At 68.6% G+C, this 22,309-nt stretch carries 17 protein-coding genes; 7 read left to right on the plus strand and 10 right to left on the minus strand.

The window, feature by feature from the left end:
- Positions 1 to 993, plus strand: a 993-nt coding sequence (locus Q0M60_RS13385) for a UdgX family uracil-DNA binding protein (protein WP_296820393.1), incomplete at its 5' end; no start/stop codon positions are given.
- A 17-nt stretch (positions 994 to 1,010) separates the two neighbouring features.
- A complete protein-coding gene (locus Q0M60_RS13390) occupies positions 1,011 to 1,928 on the plus strand; it encodes an ROK family protein (RefSeq protein ID WP_296820394.1) in 918 nt (305 codons plus the stop codon).
- Here the strand turns inward: Q0M60_RS13390 and Q0M60_RS13395 are convergent.
- From Q0M60_RS13395 to otsB, 3 genes are read right to left on the minus strand one after another with little or no spacing between them, the layout of a single operon-like run.
- A complete protein-coding gene (locus Q0M60_RS13395; protein WP_296820396.1) occupies positions 1,884 to 3,299 on the minus strand; it encodes a trehalose-6-phosphate synthase in 1,416 nt (471 codons plus the stop codon). The two genes, Q0M60_RS13390 and Q0M60_RS13395, sit on opposite strands and share 45 nt — an antisense overlap.
- Positions 3,296 to 5,092 carry a glycoside hydrolase family 15 protein gene (locus tag Q0M60_RS13400; RefSeq protein WP_296820398.1) on the minus strand — a complete coding sequence of 599 codons (1,797 nt, stop codon included), beginning with the start codon at positions 5,090 to 5,092 and terminating at the stop codon, positions 3,296 to 3,298. The genes Q0M60_RS13395 and Q0M60_RS13400 overlap by 4 nt, the downstream gene beginning before the upstream one ends.
- Complete coding sequence (gene otsB, locus Q0M60_RS13405) at positions 5,089 to 5,865, minus strand: trehalose-phosphatase (protein WP_296820400.1); 777 nt, start codon at positions 5,863 to 5,865, stop codon at positions 5,089 to 5,091. Before otsB ends, Q0M60_RS13400 begins: the two co-directional genes overlap by 4 nt.
- A gap of 103 nt (positions 5,866 to 5,968) precedes the next feature.
- Between otsB and ligD the strand changes: the two genes are divergently transcribed.
- Entirely contained in the window at positions 5,969 to 8,512 is a 2,544-nt protein-coding gene (gene ligD, locus Q0M60_RS13410; RefSeq protein WP_296820402.1) for a DNA ligase D, read from the plus strand.
- Here ligD and Q0M60_RS13415 read toward each other — a convergent pair.
- The 7 genes from Q0M60_RS13415 to Q0M60_RS13445 form a co-directional block, all read right to left on the minus strand.
- Entirely contained in the window at positions 8,509 to 9,372 is an 864-nt protein-coding gene (locus tag Q0M60_RS13415; RefSeq protein WP_296820404.1) for a Ku protein, read from the minus strand. The two genes, ligD and Q0M60_RS13415, sit on opposite strands and share 4 nt — an antisense overlap.
- A gap of 37 nt (positions 9,373 to 9,409) precedes the next feature.
- Complete coding sequence (locus tag Q0M60_RS13420) at positions 9,410 to 10,072, minus strand: DUF1801 domain-containing protein (protein WP_296820405.1); 663 nt, start codon at positions 10,070 to 10,072, stop codon at positions 9,410 to 9,412.
- A 59-nt stretch (positions 10,073 to 10,131) separates the two neighbouring features.
- Complete coding sequence (locus Q0M60_RS13425) at positions 10,132 to 10,329, minus strand: hypothetical protein (RefSeq protein ID WP_296820408.1); 198 nt, start codon at positions 10,327 to 10,329, stop codon at positions 10,132 to 10,134.
- A gap of 58 nt (positions 10,330 to 10,387) precedes the next feature.
- Positions 10,388 to 12,469: a transglycosylase domain-containing protein gene (locus Q0M60_RS13430; protein ID WP_296820410.1), complete on the minus strand. Its 2,082-nt coding sequence runs from the start codon at positions 12,467 to 12,469 to the stop codon at positions 10,388 to 10,390.
- A gap of 104 nt (positions 12,470 to 12,573) precedes the next feature.
- Positions 12,574 to 13,467, minus strand: a complete 894-nt coding sequence (locus tag Q0M60_RS13435) for an alpha/beta hydrolase (protein ID WP_296820412.1) — start codon at positions 13,465 to 13,467, stop codon at positions 12,574 to 12,576.
- A 53-nt stretch (positions 13,468 to 13,520) separates the two neighbouring features.
- Positions 13,521 to 15,467 (minus strand): oligopeptide:H+ symporter, encoded by a 1,947-nt coding sequence (locus Q0M60_RS13440; RefSeq protein WP_296820414.1) that lies wholly within the window; start codon positions 15,465 to 15,467, stop codon positions 13,521 to 13,523.
- A gap of 134 nt (positions 15,468 to 15,601) precedes the next feature.
- Positions 15,602 to 17,311, minus strand: coding sequence for an oligopeptide:H+ symporter (locus tag Q0M60_RS13445; protein WP_296820416.1), 1,710 nt, complete (start codon positions 17,309 to 17,311; stop codon positions 15,602 to 15,604).
- Between the two features lie 168 nt (positions 17,312 to 17,479).
- Between Q0M60_RS13445 and Q0M60_RS13450 the strand changes: the two genes are divergently transcribed.
- From Q0M60_RS13450 to Q0M60_RS13465, 4 genes are all read left to right on the plus strand, one after another.
- A complete protein-coding gene (locus Q0M60_RS13450; protein WP_296820418.1) occupies positions 17,480 to 18,298 on the plus strand; it encodes an outer membrane beta-barrel protein in 819 nt (272 codons plus the stop codon).
- Positions 18,299 to 18,428: 130 nt separating this feature from the next.
- Complete coding sequence (locus Q0M60_RS13455; RefSeq protein ID WP_296820419.1) at positions 18,429 to 19,832, plus strand: protein adenylyltransferase SelO family protein; 1,404 nt, start codon at positions 18,429 to 18,431, stop codon at positions 19,830 to 19,832.
- 45 nt (positions 19,833 to 19,877) lie between these two features.
- Positions 19,878 to 20,357 (plus strand): MerR family DNA-binding transcriptional regulator, encoded by a 480-nt coding sequence (locus Q0M60_RS13460; protein ID WP_296820421.1) that lies wholly within the window; start codon positions 19,878 to 19,880, stop codon positions 20,355 to 20,357.
- Between the two features lie 2 nt (positions 20,358 to 20,359).
- Positions 20,360 to 22,141 carry an acyl-CoA dehydrogenase C-terminal domain-containing protein gene (locus Q0M60_RS13465; protein WP_296820423.1) on the plus strand — a complete coding sequence of 594 codons (1,782 nt, stop codon included), beginning with the start codon at positions 20,360 to 20,362 and terminating at the stop codon, positions 22,139 to 22,141.
- The last annotated feature ends 168 nt before the right edge of the window (positions 22,142 to 22,309 follow it).

The following is a 22,309-nucleotide window of genomic DNA, read 5'->3' on the forward strand; positions in this document are numbered from 1 at the left end:
CACATCCTGGAGCGCAACGCCCCCTTCTTCGTGCGCCGCTTCGCCAACATGCGCTGGTCGATCCTGACGCCCGAGGCCAGCGCCCACTGGGACGGCGAAACCCTGGCGATCGCCGAGGGGGCGTCGCGGGCCGACGCGCCCAGCGAGGACGCCATGGAGGACCTCTGGCGCGACTACTACGCCTCGATCTTCAACCCGGCCCGGCTGAAGATCGGGGCCATGCGCTCGGAGATGCCGGTCAAATACTGGCGGAACCTGCCGGAGGCGCGGCTCATTGCTCCTCTGATCGAGGACGCGCAGCGCAGGAGCGACCAGATGGTGGCCGCCGGGACCACCGCCCCCAACGCCCGGCCCCAGCGCCTGCCGCGCGGGGCCGACATCGCCGCGCCCCAGGCAGGGACGCTGGAGGCCCTGCGCGCCGAGGCCATGGACTGCCGCGCCTGTCCGCTGTGGGCGCCCGCCACCCAGACCGTCTTCGGCGAAGGCCCGAAGAACGCCCGCGTGGTCATCGTCGGCGAGCAGCCCGGCGACCAGGAGGACCTCGTCGGCCATCCGTTCGTGGGACCCGCCGGCAAGATGCTCGACAAGGCCATGGCAGAAGCGGGGGTCGACCGCAGGAAGGCCTATGTCACCAATGCGGTGAAGCACTTCAAATTCGTCCCGCGGGGCAAGCGGCGGATTCACTCCAAGCCGGACGGCGGCGAGATCCGCGCCTGCCGTCCCTGGGTCGAACGGGAGCTGGATCTGATCAAGCCGGACCTCGTCATCGCCATGGGCGCGACGGCGGCCCAGTCTCTGTTCGGACGCGCCATGCCGATCGGAAAGAACCGCGGCCGGGTGCTGGGCTTCCGCGAAGGCGGCGCCCAGGCGCTGATCACCGTCCACCCCTCCTACCTGCTGCGCCTACCCGACGAGGGGGCCAAGGCCGAGGAGTACGCGCGCTTCGTCCATGACCTGAAGCTCGCACGCCCCTTCTTCGCGCGGGCCGCCTGAGGCCCTAGAAGCGGCGGATGAGCACCTCTCGCCTTCGCCTCGGGATCGACCTCGGCGGCACCAAGATCGAGGCCGCCGCCGTCGCCGACGACGGACAGGTGGTCAGCCGCATCCGTCGGCCCAATCCGGGCGAATATGGCGCCCTGCTCGAGACCGTCGCCGGGCTCGTCGAGGCGGTCGAGGCCGAGACCGGCCAGCGCTTCGCCCGCGTCGGCGTCGGTGTCCCCGGCTCGCTTTCGCCAGTGTCAGGCCGGATGCGGAACGCCAACAGCGTCTGGCTGAACGGCATGCCGCTGAATGACGACCTGGAGCGGAGGCTGGAGCGTCCCGTTCGGGTCGCCAACGACGCCAATTGCATGGCCCTGTCCGAGGCCATGGACGGCGCGGGCGGTGACGGCGACGTGGTGTTCGCCATCATTCTGGGCACCGGCTGCGGCGGCGGGCTGATGGTGAACGGGCGGCTGATCCAGGGGCGCAACGGCGTGGCCGGCGAATGGGGCCACACCCCCCTGCCTTGGCCGCGCACTGACGAGGTTCCGGGCACGCGCTGCTGGTGCGGCCATTCCAACTGCCTTGAGACCTATCTCTCGGGCTCCGGCCTGGAGCGCGACTTCCGAGAGGCGTCGGGCCGCGCGCTGAAGGGCGACGAGATCATCCGCGAGGCGCGCGAAGGCGATCCGGACGCCGCTGCGGCCCTGGCGCGGCATCGCGACCGGCTGGGCCGGGCGCTGGCCAATGTGGTGAACCTCATGGACCCGGACGTTTTCGTCATCGCCGGCGGACTGTCGAACGTTCCCGAAATCATCGACGGCGCGGCCGAGGCGATGCGGCCCTACGTCTTTTCCGACACCCTGACCACGCCCGTGCGGCGGGCCGCGCACGGGGATTCGTCAGGCGTCCGCGGCGCCGCCTGGCTGTGGCCCCTCGAGGACTGACACGCCTTCAGCCTTCAGGGTCTCGACAAAGTCGTCCCGCCACCAGCGCACGTCCTGGGTTCGCACGTTCTCCAGCAGCGCCGCATGCCGGTCCCGGCGCTCGTCCAGCGGCATGTCGATGGCCCGGTGCAGCGCGTCGGCGATGTTGTCGGGATCGTAGGGATTGACGATCAGCGCCTCGCTCAGTTGCGAGGCCGCCCCGGCGAAGCGCGACAGGATCAGCACACCGGGATTGTTCACGTCCTGGGCGGCCACATACTCCTTGGCGACCAGGTTCATGCCGTCGCGGAGCGGCGTGACGATGCCGACCTTGCAGGCCCGGTACACCCCCGCCAGCTCAGCCCGCGAATAGCCTCGGTTCACATAACGGATCGGCGCCCAGTCGACGTCGGCGTACCGGCTGTTGATGTCTCCGACGCGGGCCGCGATCCGGTCCCGCAGGTCCTGATAGGCCTCGACCGACTCGCGCGACGACGGCGCGATCTGGAGCATCATCACCTGCCGCGCCTGGTCGGGATAGCGCTCCAGGAAGCGCTCGAAACCGCTGAGCCGTTCATCGATGCCCTTGGAGTAGTCCAGCCGCTCGACGCCGACGATCAGTGTACGGAAGGCTCCATGCGCAGCCATGCGATCATAGGTGCGTACGGCGGCGCGAGACTCGGCTTGCGCCTGGAAGCCATCGAAATCCAGCCCGATGGGAAAGGCCTTCACCCGCACCTTGCGCCCGAAGCAGGCCAGCCGGCCGTCGTCCGCGACCGCACCCCCTGCCTCCTCCAGCACATAGCCCTGCAGCGCCTCCACCGAATCGTCGGTCTGGAAGCCCACCAGGTCATAGGCGAACAGCGCCTTCACCAGGTCGCGGTGTCGCGGCAGGGTCGTGAACACCTGGTGGGCCGGCCACGGAATGTGGAGGAAGAAGCCCATCGGGTTCTGCGCCCCGAGCGCCCTCAACTCCTCCGCGATCGGGATCAGGTGGTAGTCGTGCACCCAGATCAGGTCGTCCGCCTGGATCAGGGGAAACAGGGCCTTGGCGAAGGCGCGGTTGACTCGCTGGTAGCCCTTGTCGAAGGCCCGGTCGTAGGCGGTCAGGTCGATGCGATAATGGAACAGCGGCCACAGGGTCGCATTGGCGTAGCCGTCGTAATATTCGGCCACGTCCTCGGGCTCGAGGTCGACGACGGCTGTCGTGACCCCGCCCGCCTCGCGGATATGAGCCTCGCCGGTGAAGTGCTCGGTCGTCTCGCCGCTCCAGCCGAACCAGATGCCGGAATACGCTTTCAGGGCGGCGGTGAGGGCGACGGCGAGGCCGCCCGCCTTGCCTTCGCCATCAGCGGGAGTGACGCGGTTGGAGATGACGATCAGCCGGCTCATCGCGCCGTGCTCCACGGTCGCGACAGCAGGCTCGCGCAGTTGATCAGCCCGACCAGGGAGTAGGTCTGCGGATAGTTCCCCCACAGCGTGCCGTCTTCCAGGCTGATGTCCTCGGACAGCAGCCCCACGGAATTGCGCCGGGCCAGCATCTCCTCGAACAGGCTGCGCGCGGCCTCCGTCTGGCCATCGCGCTGCAGCGCCTCGATGTACCAGAAGGTGCAGAAGTTGAAGGCCGCCTCGGGCTCGCCGAAGTCGTCCGGGGTGATATATCGGAAGAGGTTCGAGCCCTTCTTCAGGCCCTTCTCGACCGCCCGAAGGGTGCCCCGGTGGCGCGGATCCTCCGGGCTGATGAAACCCAGGTCGACCAGCTGGAGCAGGGAGGCGTCCAGTTCGTCGACGTCGAACATGGCCGAGAACTTGTTCTCGCCCTCGACATAGGCGCGGGCCTCGATCGCGGCGCGCACGGTGGCGGCGCGGCCGCGCCAGTGTTCGGCCCGGTCGGGCAGCTCCAGCCGGTCCGCGGCCTTGGCCAGCCGGTCGCAGGCGGCCCAGCACATGGCGGCGCTGTAGGTGTGGATGTGCGCCCGCGTGCGCAGTTCCCACAGGCCGGCGTCGGGGCTGTCGTAGAGGCGGAAGGCCTGCTCGCCCACCCGCTCCAGCGAGACGAAGTCCTCCAGATTGGCGGGCCTCAGCAGGCGCTCGTCGAAGAAGGCCTGGATCGTCGACAGGACAATCTGTCCGTACACGTCATTCTGGATGTGCTCGTGCGCCTGGTTGCCGATCCGGACCGGGCCCATGCCGCGATAGCCGGCGAGGTGCTCGGCCTCCCGCTCCGTCAGCTCGGCCTCCATGCCTACGCCGTAGAGCGGCTGGATATGGCCGCCGTCGGCCGCGTCGATGATGTTTCTCAGATAGGCGAGGTAGTTCTCCAGGATGTCCGCCGCGCCCAGCCGCGTCAGCGCCTGGACGACGTAGTAGGCGTCGCGGATCCAGCAGTACCGATAGTCCCAGTTACGGCCGCTGTCGGGGAACTCAGGGACCGAGGTCGTCATGGCCGCGACGATCGCCCCGGTCTCCTCATAGACGCAGAGCTTGAGCGTGATGGCCGCGCGGATCACCTCGGCCTGCCAGTCGAGCGGGATGGCGAGCGTGCGGACCCACTCGCGCCAGTACTGCTTGGTCTCGGCGAGGAAGCGCTCCACGCCCGAGAGCACGTCGCCGTCGAACGGTTCGTCGGGTCCGAGGTAGAGGGCGAGCGGCTCCTCAAGCCGGAAGATGCGCTCCTCCAGAATGGCCGAAACCGACCCGGAGGTGTTCAGGCGCACGGCCATGTCGGCGCCCTGGTAGCTGATGTGGTTCGAGCCGGCGCGCGCCGGTGCGGGGCCCTCGCCCCAGTTCTGGGTGGGCCGCATCCGGACCCGGATGCGCGGCGCGCCCGAGACCGGACGGACCAGCCGCGCGAAGGCCGGTGGTCGGAAGGTCCGCCCGAACAGCTTCAGCCGGGGCGAGAAGTCGAGGACCTCGAACGAGGCGCCCGTCTCGTCGGTGATCAGGGTGCGTAGCACGGCGGTGTTGCGCAGATAGGTCTGTTCGCAACGGGCCGGCCGGGCGGCCTCCACCGTCCAGACTCCGGCCGCGTCGTCTCCGGACGGCTCGATCCCGTTCAGCAGGCTGGAGAAGAAGGGATCGGAATCGACCCTCGGCAGGCAGGCCCAGACCATGCGCCCGCCGGAATCGACCAGGGCGCTGACCGCGCAGTTGCCGATGGGCGCGAGATTCAGGTCGATGCTCACGCCACGGCCTCTTCGAGCCAGGCGAAGACCGCCTCCACGTCCGACAGTCCGTAGTCCGCGCCCGAAGGTTCGCGCGCCCCGACCAGCACAGCATGGCCGCCGAGGTCCTGGGCGGCGGCGAAGCCGTCCTCGTCGGTCAGATCGTCGCCGACGAAGATCGGGCGATAGCCCTCGAACAGCTCCAGCGCCATCAGGCGGCGCACCGCCGAGCCCTTGTCGGCACCCGGCTGGCGCAGCTCGAACACCATGTCGCCAGGCTGGGCCACAAGGCCGTGCCGCTCGGCCAGGGCGTGGCCGAGGCGCTCCGCCTCGCCCTGAAGGTCCGGGGCGCCCCGGAAGTGAAGGCCGACGCTGACCCCCTTGTCCTCGATAAGCAGACCGTCGCGCTCCTCGGCGAAGTCGGTCAGCGCCTGGCGCGCCTGGGCGACGGCGGCGGACGCCTCGGGCGTGTCGAGCTGGCCGTCGGGTCCGCGCACCACCAGGCCGTGCACGGCGGCAAGTGGCCCGCAGGCGCCGTCGAGGATGCGGTCGGCCTCTTCCAGCGAGCGGCCGGTGACGACGGCCAGACGGCCGGACAGGCGTTCGGCCAGCCGGCGCAGCAGTTCGGTGCGGCGCGCCTCGGGACCGACGTCCCCGGGATGGGGCCGAATGGCGGCCAGGGTCCCGTCCAGGTCCAGGAACAGGGCGTCACGCCCAGGCTCGATCGCAGGAGGACGCGGCCGTGGCGACGCCGGGCCTTCGCCCTGCGCCGTTGGTTCGATCAATTTGTGCATGTCCCGCAATTCAAGGCTCCGGGGCTTAACCTGTCAAGCTTGGCTCCGTTCCCGCCACGGGAAGCGAAGTTTCGTCTCGGGCGTTGGTCCCGCGGAGGAACTCATGGCGGCGCGCGGCGAACTCGACACCTATCAGCGGATGCGGAACTTCGGGGACACCCCCGAACCCAAGGGCCGCAAGACCCCGCGCAAGCAGCTGGGCGGCCGGTTCCTGATCCAGCGCCATGCCGCGAGGCGGCTGCACTACGACTTCCGCATCGAGCACGACGGGGTGCTGAAGTCGTGGGCCGTGACCAAGGCGCCGTCGCGCGATCCGGCGGTCAAGCGGCTGGCCGTCGAGGTCGAGGACCACCCGCTGGACTATGACTCCTTCGAAGGCACGATCCCCGCGGGCAACTACGGCGCCGGCACGGTGCAGATGTGGGACACCGGGACCTGGGAGCCGCAGGAGGAGGATATCGACCGCGCCTTCGAAAAGGGCTCGGTCAAGATGGTGCTCCACGGCAGCCGGCTGGAAGGAAAGTGGGCCCTGATCCGGCTGAAGGGCGACCGCGGCAAGCCGTCCAGGCGCAACAACTGGCTGCTGATCAAGGAGAAGGACGCCTACGCCGTGCCGGGCGAGGGCGACGCCAACATGGAGATCGACGCGTCGGTGACCACCGGCCGGAGCCTGGCCGAGATCGCCGAAGGCCGCCGCCAGTGGAAGTCGTCTCAGAAAACCGACAAGAAGGCTCCGAAGAAGCCCGAGGCCCGCCGCGCCGTGACCGAGAAGGCCGACCGTCCGCCCGCGTTCGTCCCGATTCAGCTGTGCAAGGTGGCGGACTATCCGCCCCAGGCCGCCGGCTGGGCCCACGAGATCAAGTTCGATGGCTACCGCATCCAGATCGGCGTCGGGGGCGGCAAGGCGAAGCTCTACACGCGCAAGGGCCTGGACTGGTCGGCCAAGTTCAGGGAGCACTCCGCGGACGCGGCCCAGTGGCCCGACGCCGTGATCGACGGCGAGCTGTGCGCGCTCGCCGACAACCACATGCCGGACTTCTCGGCCCTGCAGGCAGCCATCTCGGACGGCAAGACCGGCGACCTGGTCTATTTCGCCTTCGACCTTCTGTTCGAGGGACCCGAGGACTTGCGCAAGCTGCCCCTCACCCACCGCAAGGCGCGGCTGAAGGCCTATATCGACCGCATCCCCAAGTCCGCGCGCGGCCGCATCCGCTACGTCGATCACTTCGCCACCACCGGCCAGGCGGTGCTGGAAAGCGCCTGCCGGATGGACCTGGAGGGGGTGATCTCCAAGAAGCTGGATGCCCCCTATCAGGCCGGCCGCTCCACGACCTGGGTCAAGTCCAAGTGCCGGGGCCGCGACGAGGTGGTCATCGGCGGCTGGACGTCGGAGGGCGACCGCTTCCGCTCCCTGATCGTCGGCGTGCGCGAGAAGGACGGCCTGCGCCACCTTGGCCGGGTCGGCACGGGCTACGCCCAGCCCCTGCTGAAGACGCTGCTTCCGGCGCTCAAGGCGAACCCGTCGGAGACCAGCCCCTTCGTCGGCAAGGGCGCGCCCCGAAAGACCCGCGCCGCCGGCCAGACCGTGCACTGGGTCAAGCCCGTGCTGGTCGCCGAGATCGAGCACGGCGGCTACACCGACACCGGCTCCATCCGCCAGGCGGCCTACAAGGGGCTGCGCGAGGACAAGACCGCCGCCGACGTCACCGACAGGCCCCAGGTGCCCAGCCCCGCCGTCGCCGGCAAGTCCGGCAAGCTGGTCGTCGAAGGCGTGTCGATCTCAAACGCCGACAAGGTGCTGTGGCCCGCCTCGGACCTGGGGGCCGCCGTCACCAAGGCGGACCTCGTGCGCTATTACGCCATGGCCGCCGAGCGCATCCTGCCGCACGTCGCCGACCGGCCTGTGTCGATCATCCGGGCGCCGGACGGGATCGAGGGCGAGCGGTTCTTCCAGCGCCACGCCATGCCGGGCTCCAACCCGCGTCTCAAGCTGATGGATGTGAAGGAGAGAAAGCCCTACGTCGCCGTCACGGACGTCGGCGGCCTGGTGGCCATCGGCCAGTCGGGCGGGCTGGAGCTGCACCCCTGGGGCTGCAAGGCGGGCGATCCGGAGACGCCCGAGCAGATCACCTTCGACCTCGACCCGGACGAGGGCCTGGACTTCGGGGACGTGATCTCGGCCGCCAAGGTCGTCCGAAAGAAGCTCGAGGACCTCGGCCTCAGCCCCTTCGTGAAGACCACGGGCGGCAAGGGCCTGCATGTGGTCGTCCCGATCAAGGCGGATGCGCGTAGCCGGGTCGAGTGGGACGAGTGCAAGGCCTTCGCCAAGGCGGTCTGCGAGCTGATCCGCGCGGATCAGCCGGACCGGTTTACGACCACCCTGGCCAAGAAGGCGCGGGGCGGGAAAATCTTCCTCGACTATCTGCGCAACGGGCGCATGGCGACGGCGGTAGGGCCCTGGTCTCCGCGCGCCCGGCCCGGGGCCACCATCGCCTTTCCGATCAGCTGGGCCCAAGTGAAGTCGGGCCTGAACCCCAAGGCCTATACGATCCACAACGCCGAGGCCCTGCTGAAGAAGCCCGACCCCTGGAAGGATTTCCGCGCAGGTGAGGTGAGCCTGAAGCCGATGCTGAAGAAGGTGCTCTAGGCCGCCTTCTTTTTCTTCGCCGCGGGCTTCTTGGCGGGCGCCTTCTTTGCGGCAGGCTTCTTGGCCGGGGCGCGGCGGGCGGATGAGGCCGAGCCCTTCAGACTGGCGCGCAACGCCTCCATGAGGTCGATGACGTTGGTGTCCTCCGGCTCGGGCGCCTCGACCACGCCCTGACCCTTCTTCTTGGCCTCGATCATCTCGCGCAGCGCGTCGTCGTAGCGGTCCTTGAACTCCGAGGGATCGAAGTCCGCCTCCTTCTGGGCGATCAGGCGGGTGGCGATCTCGACCATGTCCTTGTCGGCCTTCACCGCCGGGATGTCGTCGAAGAACTCCTCCGGTTGGCGGACCTCGTCGTGGGCCCGCAAGGTGTAGGCGACCAGTCCCTTGCCGTGGACCTCAAGCGCCAGCTGGCGCTCCTTGCCGCGCAGGACGAGACAGCCGATGGCGATCTTGCCGGCGTTCTTCATGGCCTCGCGAATGACAGCGAAGGCCTCGGTGCCCACGCCCTTCTCGGGCACGACGTAGAAGGGGTCATCCCAGTAGAGGCGGTCGATCTCGGTCTCGTCGACGAACTTGTCGATGGAGATGGTGCGGGTCGATTCCAGCCGGACCTTTTCGAAGTCCTCGTCGCCGAACAGCACGTATTCGCCCTTGGACACCTCATAGCCCTTGACCAGGGACGAGCGCTCGACCGGGCCGGTCTCGGGGTCGGTCGTGACCATCCGGATGCGGTTGTTGGTCTCCGGATTGATCAGGTGGAAGCTGATGTTGCTGCTCGACGACGTGGCCGTATAGAGCGCGACCGGACAGGTCACGAGCGACAGCTTGAGTTGGCCTTGCCAGGTAGGACGGGCGGCCATGGGCGCCTCCGGGTTCATGAGTCCGGACTCCAACGACTCAAGCGCCTTTCAGGTTCTCCGCCACAGCGGCCTGGACCAGTGCCATGAAGGCGGCGCCGTTGACCACATCGCCCTGGCGAATGTCGATGGCCCGGCGGGTCCCGGCCTCCAGGCTGGCGTTGAACAGGCGGGCCGGGTCCGGCAGGGCCGCGCCGCGCATGAAGGTCAGCTTGACGTAGGTCTTGTAGGTCTCGCCGGTCAGGAGGATCCCGCCGCGCTCCCAGACGGGGACGCCGTCGGGGTTGGTGGGTTTGCGCCACTTCACCGTCTCGGTGATCGCGGGAGCCAGCTGGGGGTCGGACCAGTCGAAGTCCTCGCCGATGTGCAGGTAGCGCACCCGCGGCTGTTTCGAGCCGACCGGGAGCGGCGGGTCGAGCTCCACGCCGTTGTGGAACGCCACCTTCAGGTAGTGGGTCATGGCATGGAAGCTGAGGAACCAGACGTCGCCCTCCTCCGCGCCGTAGAGGGGCGAGTTCCACTTCACCGCCTTCTTCACGCCCGGCACGGTCCGGGTGACCAGGGCGTCGAGCCGGGCGCCGGCCTCGGACTTCCAGCCCGGCGCGGCGGCGATCCAGGCCTGGACGGGGCCCTCGCCGTAGCCCTTGGAGATCTGCGGATTGCCGCCGGAGAGCAGCCTTGGTTCCGCGCGGTCCTTCAGCATGCGTGCGCCCTGGGTTCGGGCGCAGTGGGCGTCATCCAGCGCCGACGATCAAGGGGCCGTCAGCGCTTGGGCTCCAGTTCCTGGTTCAGGTCTTCCCGGCGCTCGTCGTACGTTTCGGGGTGGTCGTAGAGTTCGCGCGTGGCTTCCTCGCTCACCGGGTCGTTGCGCTTGTTGCGCGTGTGATAGCGCCACAGGCCCCAGGCGAGGACGGCGCCGAGGACCACCCAGCCGATATGCCACAGACTTTCCCAGGCCATGATCGTCTCCTTTCCGGGAGAGAACGGCCAAGGGCGGGGCGAGAGTTCCCCGGAGGGGTCAGAAGAACAGCGGCTCGCGCTCTTCGCGGGGCTGGTCGCCGGAGGGCCGCGGCGGCTGGGCCGGCGTCGGTTGGGCGGGCTGGGGCGTCGGCTGCTGCGGCTGCGGCTGCGGTTGAGGCTGCGCCGGCTGGCCGTCCGGGGCGGGCTGGTCGCCCGGCTGGACTTCGCCGCCACCGCCGAAGAGGCCTTCGAGCCCGTCCATGATGTCGCCCAGCGGATCCTCGCTCTGCAGGCCGTCCTGCCAGCCTTCGGGCATGGGCGGGCCGTCGGGGATGCGCTGGACGTTCAGACGCGGCAAGGCGTCGGCCATGAAGCGGCGCCAGATGGCGGCCGGCGCACCGCCGCCGGTCACCCGGCGCATCGGCGTGTTGTCGTCGCGGCCGACCCAGACGGCGGTCACGAAGCCGCCCGTGTAGCCGACGAACCAGGCGTCCTTGTAGTCCGATGTGGTGCCGGTCTTGCCGGCCAGGTCATATCCCTCGATCGCGGCCGCCGTGGCCGTGCCGCCGGTGATCACCGAGCGCAGCATCTGGTTCATGTAGTAGAGCGGCGGATTGTTGATGACCTGCTGGGCCCCGCCCTCGGCGCGCTGATAGAGCACCCGGCCTTCGCGGGTTCGGATTCGGGTGATGCCGTGGGCGCGCGCGCGGCGTCCGCCGTTTGCGAAAGCGGCATAGGCCTGGGCCATCTCCAGCGGACTGACCTCGACGGCGCCCAGCGCCATGGCGGGCTGCAGGTTCACCGGAGACGTGATGCCGAGACGTCGCGCCGCCGAGGCCACGCGATCACGACCGACCCGATCGGCGACATAGGCGGCGACCGTATTGATCGAACCGGCCACGGCCTGCTGCATCGTCATCCGGCCCCGGAAGCGGCCGTCATAGTTGCGCGGCGACCAGTTGCCGATCGTCAGCGGCTGATCCTCGACAGGCGTGTCCGGCGTGTAGCCGGCCTCCATGGCCGCCAGATAGACGAACGGCTTGAAGGATGACCCGGCCTGGCGGCGCGCGTCGACCGCGCGGTTGAACTGGCTGTCGGTGTAGGAGCCGCCGCCGATCATGGCGCGCACCCTGCCCTCGCCGTCGACCGCCACCAGCGCCGCCTGCTCGACCCCGCGTTCGCCGTCGCGTTCCAGGATCGTCTGCACCGCACGCTCGGCCTGGGCCTGGAGCGTCAGGTCCAGGGTGGTTTCGACGATCAGGTCCTCGGAATTCTCGCCGATCAGACTGCGGACCTCGCGATCCAGCCAGTCGACGAAATACTGGGCGTGCTGCGTCGCCAAGGTGCGCGAGACACGGACCGGCTCGAGAACCGCGGCCTCGCGCTGCTCCGCGGTGATGACGCCCGCCTCCTCCATCTCATTGAGCACGACGGTCGCCCGGCCCGCGGCGCGCTCGGTCTCCGACAGCGGGCTGTAGCGCGAGGGCGCCTTCAGAAGGCCGGCCAGCAGGGCGGCTTCGCCGACCGTGAGCTCGCGCGCGCTCTTGTCGAAATAGCGCTGGGCGGCCGCCTCGATCCCATAGGCGCCGGCGCCGAAATAGACCCTGTTCAGATAGAGGGTGAGAATCTCCTCCTTGGTGAAGCGCAGCTCCATCCACACCGCGAGCATGATCTCCTGGATCTTGCGCTTCATGGTCTGGTCGGGCGTCAGGAACAGGTTCTTGGCCAGCTGCTGGGTCAGGGTCGAGCCGCCCTGCACCACCCGGCCCGCGCGCATGTTGGCGACGATGGCCCGCACCATGCCGATCGGGTCAAACCCGGGGTGGTGATAGAAGCGCCGGTCCTCGATGGCGATGAAGGCGGCCGGCACATAGTCCGGCAGGGTCTCAAGGTCGACCGACTGGGTCTGTTCCGAGCCGCGCGCGGCGATCAGTACGCCGTTGCGATCGAGATAGGTGACCGACGGCACGCGCTGGATGGCGTCCAGGCTCGACGTGTCCGGCAGACCGCGGGCGAACACGGCGAAGAAGACGACGGAGAAAATCAGCCCCCAGACGCCGAGCACGGCCGTCCAGTAGAGCAGGCGGCCCATAGGAGACCGTCTGGCCGACCTTTCCCCGCCCCCGTGGCCGTGGCTCATTCCCGATCCTCGCGCGATGCCCGGCTGATCAAAATCACGCCCGCCTTGCCAGACCCTTCACGACGGTCAAGGCCGGGCGCGCGCCCGGCGAAGTTTTTCCGGCCTCATTCCGCCGAAAGAAAGGCGTCCACCTCGGCGAAGAAGCGGGTCGGATTGTCGAACATGATGAAATGGGCCGCGTCGGGAACCCGCACCAGCCGCGCGCCCGGCACGTTCGCGTAGGATAGCTGGTAGAAGGCGTCGAGCTGGGCGTCGGTCAAAGGCGCGCCCGTCGGCGTCACGTAGAGCACCGTGACCGGGGCGGTGATGTTGGACAACTCGGGTCGAAGGTCGGTGACCACCAGCTCATGGAAGGCGCGCCCAGCCACGTCATAGTCGCTCTCGAGCGTGTGGCGGATGGGCCCGGCGCGCAGGGATTCGGTGCGCACCATTCCGGCGATCGTCTGGGCCGCCTGGGCCTCGCGCCCGTCGAGCGGGGTGTTGCGGATGCCGTCGCGGATCTGATCGGCGATCGGGCGCAGCTGGTCCGGCGTGACCCCGGGAGGTCCGAACATCGCCCCCATGAAGGGCAGCATGTCCACGACCATCAGCCGGCCGACGAGGTCCGGGTGGCGCGCGGCCAGGACCATGCCGATCCAGCCGCCCATCGAGTGACCGATCACCGCGGGTCGCGCCAGGCCCTGCTCGGCTATGTAGCGGGCGATCTCGGCCGCGACGGGCTGCCCGACCTGCTCGCCCGAGGCGTTCGCCTCCGCCGGGCGGCCCGCGAAGCCTGAGACCCAGACTCGGTGCACGCGATAGCGTCCGGCCAGATGAGCCGCGGTGTCGTCCCAGATTTCCGGATGCGAAGTCAGGCCCGGGATCAGGATGACGTCCGGACCTGAGCCCTGCGCCGTCACGCCGATCCGGTCGGAGATGAAGGGCGCGCGCGTGGGCGTGGTTGCACAGGCGGCGAGCGTCAGGCCGCCGATGCCGATGAGGAGGTTTCGTCGGTGCATGGGGTTCCCGAAACGAAGGACGGGGCGGCCCGCAGGCCGCCCCGCCGTCAAGGCTAGACCGGGGTCGGCCGGCCGCCGTCGACGGAGTTCGGATCGGCGACATTGCCGTCCTCCGTCCCGCGGTCGGTCAGCGAAGGCCCGGGCGAGTTGTCCGCGTCCCGGCCCCAGCCTCCAATAATGAAGCTGAGGACGAAGAAGACCGCGCCACAGATCACGCCGGCCCAACCCATCTGGGCGAAGCCGCCCAGTGAGGTCTCCAGCGCCGCCTGTGGGTCGAGCACCTGGCCGCCGACCGTCTCGGTGCCCAGCCGGGCCGCGATCTGGCCGCCGACGAACTGGGCGATAGAGGACGACAGGAACCACACGGCCATCATGAAGCTGACCACTGACGGCAGGCTGAGCTTCGTGATCTGCGACAAACCAACCGGCGACAGGCAGAGCTCGCCGGTCGTGTGCAGCAGGTACAGGGCCGCCAGCATGAACAGCGGCACGGCGAAGGCTTCGTTTACCAGACCGAACTGGGCCGCCCAGACTACGACGAGGAAGCCCAGGCCGGCCTGCAGAAGGCCGAGCGCGAACTTCAGCATCGGGTTGGGGTCCTGGCCCCGGCGCCCGAGGCCGGCCCACAGGGCGGCGAAGACCGGCGCGAAGATCAGGATGAAGCCCGCATTGAACGACTGGGTCTGGGCCGCGGTGATGGTGGTGTCGATCCAGAAGCCCGAAGGCTGGATGCCCGCCGCGGCCAGCTGACCGGGCGTGCCCGCCAGGAGGCCGAGGAACCGCACCGGCCCGTCGGTCAGGTTCAGGTCGACGTTGCGGTCGGTGAACAGGTTCAGCGAGGTGCCGGCCTGTTCGAACAGGGTCCAGAACACGACCGCGCCGCCGATCAGGACGGTGGCCAGGATCATCTGCTTGCGGGCGGTCCAGGTCTTGGCGCCCAGCACGATGATGGCGACGATGGCCGCCAGCGCCGCCACGGTGGAGAAGCTCAGCACCGTGCCGACCAGGGCGTTGCGCTGGACCATGAACCAGACCAGCGGCACCGCCAGGATGCCGAGGGCGTAGATAAGCCATTCCGTGTTGACCGGACCGACCACCGGGCGCTTGAGGCGCTCCGGATTGGGCGGCTCGCCGTTGCCCTGCAGAAGCGGCTTGCCGAGCACGAACACGACGAAGCCGAGCGCCATGCCGACGCCGGCCAGGCCGAAGCCGGCCCACCAGCCGACCGTCTGTCCGAGATAGCCGCACAGCACAGCGGCCCAGAACGCCCCGAGGTTGATTCCGTAATAGTAGAGGGTGAAGCCCGAATCCCGGCGCGGATCGCCCTGCGGGTAAAGCTGGCCGACGATCGAAGAGATGTTCGGCTTGAGGAAGGCGACGCCCATGATGATGAGCGACACCGCCAGGTAGAATGCGTTCAGGCCATTGGAGTCGCGGGTCTGCTCCATGGTGTAGGAGCCTGCCGGCAGGGCGGCGGGCAGGGCCGATCCGGCGGGCAGGCCCTCGATGGCCAGACCTCCGTCCTCGCCCGCGCCAAAGGCGTAGCGCTCGCCGTCGACCACGATACCGATCTCGCGGTTGGAGCCGCGCCCCTCGGACGCGATCTCATAGGACGCGCCGGCGTAGGTCAGGGTTTCGGTTGCGGGGCGGCCCTCGTAGGCCATCAGGCCGTGACCGGCCACCAGCAGCAGGGCGCCGAAGGCGATGGCCTTGCGGGTCCCGAGCCAGCGGTCGGCGACGATGCCGCCGATCAGGGGCAGTAGGTACACCAGCGAGGTGTAGGACCCGTAGGTCGAGTTGGCCGTGGCGTCGTCGAAAAGGAAGTGCTGGGTCAGATAGAAGATCAGGATGCCGCGCATCCCGTAGTAGGAGAAGCGCTCCCACATCTCGGCGAAGAAGAGGATGATCAGGCCCCTGGGGTGGCCCTTGAGCATCTGCATCAGAACCGGGAGCCCGGTCACGACCGTGACCAGTATCCCCAGCAAAATCACTATGTTCATTGAAGCCCTATGCGTTTCCTGTGGCGGACGGCGCATTCAAGCGCGCCGCTCCGCCCCCCTGAGGGGGCGGATAGGACCACCAACGCTAAGGGTTTACAAGCCGTAACGGCCCGTGAAGCCCTTGCGGCGGGGGCTTAGCGCACCCCCGCCATCATCCGCTTCAGCACCGGCGAGCCGAGCAGCAGCACCGCGCCGACGCCGACCGCGACCCAGCCGAAGAGGTTGTAAACCTCTCCATAGGTGGCGAGCGCCGCGGCCGGATCAGTGACCACGCCGCCGATAGTTTCGGTCGCGGTCATCCGGGCGACGACGCCGCCGAGCGCGTGCGCCAGCGAGCTGGACAGGAACCAGACGCCCATCATCACGCCGACGACCTTGGGCGCCGACAGCTTGGTGATCATCGACAGGCCGATGGGGCTGATCATCAGTTCGGCGATTGTGTGCATGACATAGGTCAGGGCCAGCCACAGGAAGGCGATGCGATAAATTTCGTTCGCCTGGGTGGCCGTCGCCCACGCCAGCATGATGAAGCTGGCGCCCATGATCACCAGGGCGAGCGAGAACTTGACCGGGGTCGAAGGCTCCGCGCCGCGCGCCGCCAGCGTCTGCCACAGGATCGCGAACAGCGGCCCCAGGATCACGATCATCAGCGGGTTCACCAGGTTCGACTGGGCCGCGTTGATGAAGGACGGCATTTCGACCGAGTTCTGCGCCATCAGCGTCAGGGACGACCCGGCCTGTTCGAACAGCATCCAGAACAGCACCGAGAAGATGGTCAGCACCAGCGCCGCCAGCATCCGGCTGCGCGTCTCGCCCTTCAGCACGAAGATCGACCAGATGATCATCGCCGCGAAGATGGCGGGGGCCAGCCAGGTCAGGCCGGTCTCGACCAGTTCGTGGCGTCGGAGCAGCATCCAGGTCGGGATGACCGCGACCACCCCGCCAATGGTGAACAGGGCGCCGTAGGGAACACCGAACAGGCCCTTCCTGCCTTCCATTTCGGGCGGCGGCCCCGCCTTGCCCTCGAGCCACGGCTGGCCGAGCTGGAAGACGATGAGGCCCAGCAGCATGCCGATGCCCGCCAGACCGAAGCCGTAGGCCCAGCCGTAAGTGATGCCGATCCAGCCGCAGAGGATCTTGGCCAGCAGCGAACCCAGGTTGATGCCGACGTAGAACCAGGTGAAGCCGGCGTCCCGCTTACGGTCGCCCTCCTCATAGAGGGCGCCCACAACGTTTGAGATGTTGGCCTTCAGGAAGCCGACGCCCACGACGATCAGGGCCATGGCGAGCAGCACGGTGCTCTCGCCGTTGATGTCGCGCACGACGCGCTCCTCGTACTGGCCGGGAGGCGTGACCGCGGGCAGCGAGCTGTCGAGCGCGGGGTCGCGCGTCAGGCCGTCCGTGCCGAAGGCGATAGGCGTTCGCTCGTCGCCGAGGACGGCGAACTGCTGGCGGTCCTGGTCGCGGCCGACCGTCTGGACCTCGTATTCCTGCCCGCCGACGGTGATGAACTGACGTCCGCCCGAACCTTCGAAGGCCATGGCGAAGTGGCCCGCCACGAGGAACAGCGCGCCGATGGTCACCGCCTTTCGCGCACCCAGCCAGCGGTCGGCGATGGCGCCTCCGACGATCGGCAGGAGGTATACGAGCGCCGCATAGGCGGCGTAGGTCTCGGCCGCCTCGCCCTGGCTCATCAGGAAGTGCTGGACCAGGAACAGCACCAGCAGGGCCCGCATGCCGTAGTAGGAGAAGCGCTCCCACATCTCGGCGAAGAACAGGACGACGAGGCCACGCGGATGGCCGAAGAAAGTTTTGCGGCCGGCGGCCGTAGCGGTGTCGCTCACGCAGATCCTCCCAGATCGACAGCCGCGCAATCGAGCCGAAAGCCGCCCGGCTGGCAAGAGCATCGCATCCGAAGGTGACGAAGGTCCGTAGCTCGATCGGGGAGGCGTCGCAGGCCTGAACCCGCCCTCCGGCCGGATGGCGGCAACTTGTGACGAAGGATCGATCGCATGCGACTTCTGTACCTGGGGGCGACAGCCCTCGCTCTCGCGGCCTCCCCCGCGCTGGCCCAGTCCGGCCCGTGGTCGGGGCCCTACGTCGCCGGGTTCGCCGGCTACGCCGACGCCGACAACGAAGACCGGGAGACCTTCCTCTTCGACACCGATCAGGACGGAGCATACGACGACACCGTGCTGACTTCGGGCGGCGCGAACGCCTTCTCGCCTGGGTTCTGCGACGGCCTGGCGACGTCGCCGACGCCGGCGGGCGGGTGCGCCGAGGATTCGGACGGCGGCGACTTCGGCGTTCGGCTCGGCTACGACTGGCAGTCCGGTGCCTTCGTTTACGGCCTGCTGGCGGAGGTGAGCTCGGCGGAGGTGGACGACAGCGTCTCAGCCTTCTCGACCACGCCGGCCCGCTACGCCATGACCCGCGAGGTCGACTACATCACGGCGATACGGGGCCGGTTTGGCTACGCCTGGGGCCGGGTCATGGCCTACGGGACGGCGGGACTGGCCTACGGCGAGGTCAGCCGTGACTTCACCACCTCGAATGGCGCGAACAGTTTCACCGAGCGCGACGATGACGCCGTCATGGGCGTCCAGATCGGCGCCGGCGCCGAGTTCGCCGTCAACGACCGGGTTAGCCTGGGGCTCGAGTACCTTCGGACGTCTTTGGAGGATGGCGACTACACCGTCCGCGCCGGCCCTGGGACCGCGCCGCCGACGAACCCGTTTCTTATCGTGAACCCGACCGGGACCGATATGCGCAGATCGGACACGCGCTTCGACATCTCCAGCTGGCGGCTGACGGCCACCTATCGGTTCTGACGGGTCGCGGGCCGGCCGTCTTCCCTCCCCCCGCCACGGTCAGGTCCGCCCGGCCCCGGTGAGCGATCACCGGGGCCGGATTCCGTTGTGGCGCTTGCGCGGCGCCGCCGCACGGCGCACCTGCGTCACGATGCCCGTGTCTGCCGCATACCTGCCTGATCCGAAATTCGCGGAGCTGGGACCCGAGTTCCAGGACCCAGTGCAAGCCGCGCTATTCCCACAGGCCCTGCTGCGTTGGCGCGATCAGAGGGCGGCGCGGACCGTGGGGCTCGACGCCCTGACCGAGACCGAGTGGCTGGCTCACTTCGCACGGTTCGATCCCCTGCCCGGGCAGCCGGCGCCGCTGGCCATGCGCTATCACGGGCACCAGTTCCGCACCTACAACCCGGATATCGGCGACGGCCGTGGGTTCCTGGCGGCGCAGCTACGGGACGACCGCGGACGACTGCTTGATCTCGGCACCAAGGGCTCAGGGCGTACGCCCTGGAGTCGCGACGGCGACGGGCGCCTTACGCTCAAAGGCGGGGTGCGCGAGGTGCTGGCCTCCGAGATGCTGCAGGCGCTCGGCGTTCCGACCTGCCGCATCCTCAGCCTGGTCGAGACCGGCGAGGAGCTCGAACGCCACGACGAACCTTCGCCGACGCGTGGCTCGGTCATGGTCCGGCTGCAGCACGGCCATGTGCGCATCGGGACCTTCCAGCGGCTGGCCTTCTTTGAGCGCAGCGACCTGCTGGCGCAGCTCGTTGAGCACGTGCGCGCGACCTATCATCCCGACGCGGAAGGCCCGGCGGGCGTGCTGCGCGCCGTCGTTGGAGCAAGCGCCCGGCTCGTCGCGCGCTGGACGGCCGTGGGCTTCGTCCACGGCGTGCTCAACACCGACAACCTGAACGTCACTGGCGAGAGCTTCGACTACGGACCCTGGCGCTTCCTGCCGCAGCTCGATGCGAACTTCACCGCCGCCTATTTCGACCGCATCGGCCTCTACAGCTTCGGCCGCCAGGCCGAGGCCGTCTTCTGGAACCTGCGCCAGCTGGCCGGGACGTTGCGCCCGCTGGCTGAGGAGTCGCAGCTCGTCGAGGCGCTCAACGCCTTCGGACCCGCCTATGTGCGCGAGAGCCATGCGGCCCTCCGGGCGCGGCTTGGTCTTCTGGACGCCGGCGAGACGGCGGCGCAGCGGTTGATTGAGACCACCTTCGAACTGATGGCCGAGGGCGGCGAGGCGCTCGGCTTCGAGCCGCTGTTCTTCGACTGGTATTGCGGGACGGCGTCGCGGGAGCGGGCGCTGTCCGGTCCTCGCGAGGACATCTATCGCGGCGCGGCCTTCGCCGCGTTCGAAGAGGCGCTGTCGGCGCACACACCGGACCGGCCCGAGCGGCTGGCTCACCCGGTCTTCAGCCGTCCCGACCCCGAGACGATGCTCATCGATGAGGTCGAGGCGATCTGGTCGCCGATCGCGGAACGGGACGACTGGTCGGCGTTCGCAAGGAAGATCGAACGTATCCGTGAGGCGGGCGCCGCCTACGGTCTGGTCTGAAGCTTCCCTTTACGTCCGCGTCAAGTTCGGGCATGAATGCGGGCCATGTCCGCCGACGACCACCGCACCTATTCGATCCGCCAGCTGTGCCGCGAGTTCGGGGCGACGGCGCGGGCGCTGCGCTTCTATGAGGACAAGGGGCTGCTGACACCGGCGCGCAAGGGCCAGACGCGGGTCTATGACGCGCGCGACCGGGCGCGGCTCAAGCTGATCCTCAGAGGCCGCCGCATCGGCTTCACCCTGCAGGAGATCCAGGACATGCTGGATCTCTACGACCGCAAGGACCACAACGCCCATCAGATGGCGGTCGCCCTGCGCCGCCACCGGGCCCAGATCGAGGCCCTCAAGCAACAGCGTGAGGACATCGAGGGCGCCATCCAGACGGCCGAGGAAGCCTGTCAGTGGATGGAGCAGAAACTCGCGGAGTTCCGGCCGGACCTGCTGCCGGGCGCCGAGGAATACGCTGAGGTCCTGAAGTCCCGCCTGAACCCCGACCATCCCCAGCCCTTCAAAGCGAGAGCCTGACCATGGCCTACAAGGCGCCCGTCCGCGACCTGACCTTCGTGCTGAACGAGGTGCTGGAGATCGACCGCTATTCGAACCAGCCCGGCTTCGCGGATGTGTCCTCGGACCTCGTCCAGCAGATCCTGGAGGAAGGCGCCAAGTTCGCCGAGGAGGTCATCGCGCCGCTCAACCGTGTCGGCGACCAGGAAGGCTGCAAGTGGGACAACGGCAAGGTCACCGGCCCGACCGGCTGGAAGGAGGCCTACCAGCAGATGGTCGCCGCCGGCTGGCCCAGCCTGACCTGTGACCCGGAATACGGCGGCCAGGGCATGCCGGCCATCGTCGGTATGGCGTTCGGCCAGTTCACCGCCGCGGCCTCGCCGGCCTTCTCCATGTACCCGGGCCTGACCCACGGCTGCTACGAGGGCCTGCACGCCAACGGCTCCGACGAGCAGAAGGCCAAGTACCTGCCCAAGCTCGCCGCCGGCGAGTGGGGCGGCACAATGAACCTGACCGAGCCCCAATGCGGCACGGACCTGGGCCTGATCCGCACCAAGGCGGTCCCGAACGGCGACGGCTCCTATTCGATCACGGGTCAGAAGATCTGGATCTCGTCGGGCGAGCACGACTTCACCGACAACATCATCCACCTGGTCCTGGCCCGCATCGAAGGCGCGCCGGAAGGCATCAAGGGCATCAGCCTGTTCGTGGTGCCCAAGTTCCTGGTCAACGACGACGGCTCGCTGGGCGAACGCAACGGCGTCGAGTGCGCCGGGCTCGAACACAAGATGGGCATCCACGGCAACGCCACCTGCGTCATGTCCTACGAGGGCGCCAAGGGCTGGCTCGTCGGGACCGAGAACAAGGGCATGGCGGCCATGTTCGTCATGATGAACGAGGCGCGCCTGGGCACCGGCCTGCAGGGCCACGCCATCGGCACGGCCGCCTATCAGGCCGCCGTCGAGTACGCCAAGGAGCGGCTGCAGGGCCGCTCGTTGACGGGCCCGAAGAACCCGGACGGCCCGGCCGATCCGATCATCGTCCATCCGGACGTGCGCCGCATGCTGATGGAGGCCAAGGCCTTCGTCGAAGGCGGCCAGGCCTTCATCCTATGGACCGCGCTGCAGGCCGACCTGCAACGCTCGGACGACGAGGCCACCGCCACCAAGGCCCGCGACTACATGGGCCTGATCACGCCGGTGGTGAAAGCCTACCTGACCGACAAGGGGTTCCACGTAGCGTCGCTGGCCATGCAGGTGCACGGTGGCTCGGGCTACACCGAGCACTTCCCGGCCAGCCAGTATCTGCGCGATGCGCGCATCACCATGATTTACGAGGGCACAAACGGCGTTCAGGCGCTGGACCTCGTCGGGCGCAAGCTGCCGGCCAATGGCGGCCGGGCGATCATGACCTGGTTCGCCGACATCGACGCCTTCGCCGCGGAGCAGGGCTCGAACGAGGCGATAAAGCCGTTCGTCGAAGGCCTGACCCAGTCGAAGGGCACGCTGCAGGAAGCCACCATGTGGCTGATGCAGAACGGCATGCAGAACCCGGACAACGCCGGCGCGGCCTCGACCGACTACCTGCACATCTTCGGCCTGACGGCCATGGCCTACATGTGGGCCCAGATGGCGGTCGCGGCCCAGAAGCAGATCGACGCCGGCTCGGACGATCCGTTCTACGCCAACAAGCTGGCCACGGGCCGCTACTTCGTCGAGCGCATCCTGCCGGACGCCCGCGCTCACCTGAAGAAGCTGAAGTCCGGCGCCGAAGTGCTGATGGCGCTCCCGGCCGAGGCGTTCTGAACCAACTCTCCTCCCCGGCGCGCAGCGGTGGGGAGGTGGATCGGCGCCGATAGGCGACGAGACGGAGGGGGCGACGCTGATGGCGCCGAACTCCCTCAATCCTAACCGGCGGAGGCGCCCCCACCACCACATCGTGGTCCCCCACCCCAACGCGGGCGATGGGGAGGA

Source organism: Brevundimonas sp., from assembly GCF_024711105.1.
Lineage (GTDB): Bacteria > Pseudomonadota > Alphaproteobacteria > Caulobacterales > Caulobacteraceae > Brevundimonas.